At 63.8% G+C, this 2,801-nt stretch carries 3 protein-coding genes; 1 reads left to right on the top strand and 2 read right to left on the bottom strand.

All coding sequences use genetic code 11. The features are described 5' to 3' along the window. Nucleotides 1–119: 119 nt before the first annotated feature. Together ACK5L9_RS16350 and ACK5L9_RS16345 are read right to left on the bottom strand one after the other, a co-directional pair. Nucleotides 120–1,187, bottom strand: a complete 1,068-nt coding sequence (locus ACK5L9_RS16350; RefSeq protein ID WP_416912522.1) for a Gfo/Idh/MocA family protein — start codon at nucleotides 1,185–1,187, stop codon at nucleotides 120–122. Between the two features lie 59 nt (nucleotides 1,188–1,246). Then, nucleotides 1,247–2,482, bottom strand: coding sequence for an ABC transporter substrate-binding protein (locus tag ACK5L9_RS16345; RefSeq protein ID WP_416912521.1), 1,236 nt, complete (start codon nucleotides 2,480–2,482; stop codon nucleotides 1,247–1,249). 87 nt (nucleotides 2,483–2,569) lie between these two features. Here ACK5L9_RS16345 and ACK5L9_RS16340 point away from each other — a divergent pair. Then, the coding region (locus tag ACK5L9_RS16340) for a hypothetical protein (protein WP_416912520.1) at nucleotides 2,570–2,801 on the top strand (232 nt) is incomplete at its 3' end.

Below are 2,801 nucleotides of genomic sequence, written 5' to 3'. Positions count from 1 at the left end.
TGGCAGGCCAGAACAGGCAAGGTTGTAATGCACCGCCTCAAACCCTGCGGCCTTCGCCGCAGTCATCACGGCCAGCGGTGTGTCGCCCGGAAATGTCTTGGCGAAAATTCCAAGCCGCATCACATGACCCCCGTGACGCTGGCCAGTTCCACCCGCGTGCCGGTTTCGACCGACAAAGCGATGGCCCGCATCGCCCGCATCGAGGCCAGCCCGTCCTCGATCGAGGCCCCGGTCATGGGCGCGCCGTCAAGGATGCAGCGGGCAAAGCCCTCGACCTGACGGCGATAGAAATGCCCGTCCTCGCCCAGAATGCGGCTTGAGGTGCCGCTGCGTTCGTCGAAGATGTCCACTTCAGAGGAACGAAAATACCAGGGATTGAAGGTCTTGCCGAGGGCCGAGCCGTTCTGACCATAGATCTGGAACCCCTCGTGCCAGTCCATGCGCACGGCGACGGTCAGGTCCAGATGGCCCAGAACGCCATTGGCAAATTCCGTCTCGACGAACCAGCAGAACATGCCGCGCTGGTCGGACAGGCGCGCGCGGACGGCGGTGATCGGCCCGCCCAGAAAGCGCGCCGTATCGACCAGATGCGACCCATGCGCCAACATATAGTAACGCCGCTTGTCGGTCTTGGGGTCGCCCTCGGGCCGGCGCGAGCGTGCCGAGGTGACGATCAGCGGCTGTACGGCATCGGTCATCGGATAGCGGCGGGTACTGTCGCAATACCACGCCTTCAGCGCGACCATCTGGCCCATGTCGCCATCGATGAACGCCTTTGCGGCCTGAATACCGGGGTCAAAGCGTTTCATGTGGCCAACCATATAGGTCAGCCCGCTGTCCCGGACCAGTCGCGCCAGTTCGGCGGTTTCCTCGATCGAGGTTCCCACCGGCTTTTCGCTGAGCACATGCTTGCCCGCGCGCAGCGCCCTGATCGCGGCGGGAACGTGAAAGGCGTCGGCGGTGGCGATGATCACCGCGTCCAGACCGGGATCGGCCAGCATGTCGTCGTAATCGGCAAAGGTCTTGTCGGGGGCATGGGTATGGGCCATGCGCTCGCGCAGGTCGTCGGCCAGATCGCAGATCGCGTAAAGCCGTGCGTTGGCGGCCTTGGTGCAGCTTTCGAAATGCGCAGACTGGGCGATCTGGCCCGCGCCAAGCACTCCGATATTCAGTTCCGTCCGGGTCATGTTGGTCCTTCACAGGGAAAAAGGGGCACCCCGGCCTTGCCGAACCGGGGCGCAAGGGTTCACATCGCGCCTTCGACCGCGTTCACCAATGCCGCAGCAGCCTCGGTGCTGGACATGTCGGAATTGAAATGCTGGGTGATTACGTCGAAATAGGCGGCCTGAATGGCGGGCGGCTGACCGTGCCCATGGGCCAGCGATCCGAACAGCGTGTCGCTGGCCTCGGCCGCGTCACGATCCTGTGCGGATTGCTGTGCGCAGGCGTCGAAATCGTCCATCGGCACATCGGTGCGCGCCGGGATCGAGCCCTTGGCCAGGTTGAAGGTCTTTTGAAAATCGGACGACATCGCCGCCCGCGCCAGCGCCATTTGCGCGGGCCGCTGATCCTCGCTGACATTGAACATGGCGAAAAAATCGGTGTTGAACAGGAAAGAGCCCTGCGTGCCCGGCACCACCGCACACAGGATTTCCTTGCCCGGTGTCAGCCCGGCGCGCACCACATCGCCCTTGGCCCAGTCGCCCATGATCTGCATCCCGGCCTCGCCGTTCAGCACCATGGCCGTGGCAAGATTCCAGTCGCGGCCCGCGAAATTCGGGTCGGCATAGCCGTGGATGCGGCGCATCGTGTCGAACACATCGACCATCTCATCCGAGCCAAGCGCCTCGGGGTCGGCCTCGATCACCGCGCGACGATAGAAATCGGGGCCCTTGGACAGCACGATGGCTTCCCACATGGTTGCCTCTTGCCAGTCCTGCCCGCCCACGGCGATGGGAATGACGCCCGCCGCCTTCAGCGTATCGGCGGCGGCAAAGAACTCGTCCCATGTCGTCGGGGGCGTCAGGCCGTTATCGGCAAAGAGTTTCGCATTCATCCAGACCCAATGCGGGCGGTGCATGTTGACGGGCGCTGCGACCCAGTGGCCATCGTTGACTCCGAAATCCTGAACGGCCTTCGGCACCACATCTGACCAGCCATCGGCCTGCGCCACCTCGTCAAGATTGCCCAGCAGGCCCTGCCCCGACCAGTCGCGCACCGCCATCCCCAGCATCTGCGCGGCGGTGGGCGGGTTGCCTGCGACCACGCGGGCGCGCAGCGCTGTCATCGCGGCCTCGCCTCCGCCGCCTGCCACGGCCATGTCACGCCATGTGATCCCCTCTTCGGCCAGCTTGTCCTTCAGCACCCCGACAGCAGCACCTTCGCCGCCCGATGTCCACCAGTGCATCACCTCGACCTGTTGCGCGGCGGATGCGCCCGTCATGCACAGGGCCAGTCCCGCCGATACCACGAAATTCCTCATTCTTATCCTCCCTCTGAAATTCGAGCCACTATTTTGTATCGTATCAATACAAACTATGCGACTATAGTGCTGTCAAGGAAATTCCGGGTGCAGATCGACGTGGCCACGCCAAGAACAATCCGCCAGATCAACCGCCATCGCGCCATCCGCCTGCTGATGCGCGAGGGGCGGGCCAGCAGGGCTGGCGTTGCCCGCGATCTTGAGATGATGCGATCATCTGCGGGCAGTCTGGTCGAGGAATTGCTGTCCGAGGGCGCGCTGCGGCCGATTGACGCCGAAGGGGGCGGGCAGGGGCGTCCGGCGCAGTATTTCGAACTGA

The organism is Paracoccus sp. (in: a-proteobacteria) (genome assembly GCF_047973135.1).
Classification (GTDB): domain Bacteria; phylum Pseudomonadota; class Alphaproteobacteria; order Rhodobacterales; family Rhodobacteraceae; genus Paracoccus.
The sequence above is the reverse complement of the archived record's forward strand: the minus strand, read 5'-3'. Positions and strand labels throughout refer to the sequence as shown.

Bases quoted from the DNA above. Each gene is read 5' to 3' on its own strand.
- ACK5L9_RS16350 (WP_416912522.1), bottom strand. From the start codon at position 1,187: ATGACCCGGACGGAACTGAATATCGGAGTGCTTGGCGCGGGCCAGATC.
- ACK5L9_RS16345 (WP_416912521.1), bottom strand. From the start codon at position 2,482: ATGAGGAATTTCGTGGTATCGGCGGGACTGGCCCTGTGCATGACGGGC.